This is a genomic window from uncultured Microscilla sp. (genome assembly GCF_947493425.1).
Taxonomy (GTDB): domain Bacteria; phylum Bacteroidota; class Bacteroidia; order Cytophagales; family Microscillaceae; genus Microscilla.
The window spans coordinates 1-204 of sequence record NZ_CANLRP010000743.1 but is presented as its reverse complement, the minus strand read 5'-3'; the positions used below and the strand labels follow the sequence as shown (position 1 = coordinate 204).

The following is a 204-nucleotide window of genomic DNA, read 5'->3' as shown; positions in this document are numbered from 1 at the left end:
TTAACTCAGGAGAGTAGCTGGGTTGTTTGACTAATAACAACCTACCTTCTGGTAATGTCTCCAAAAACTTCTGCACTACTTTACAATGGTGGATACTTGCTCCATCCCATATCAGAGTAACAGGGGTATCAGTTTGTTTAATCAGTACTTTTAAAAACGCTACAATTGCCTGACCATCATAAGGCTTTTTTTGGTGTGTATACA

1 protein-coding gene is annotated in these 204 nt (G+C 38.2%); it reads right to left on the bottom strand.

Annotated elements, in window-relative coordinates; translation table 11 throughout:
- The coding region (locus tag Q0954_RS35010; RefSeq protein WP_299466987.1) for a transposase at positions 1-204 on the bottom strand (204 nt) is incomplete at both ends.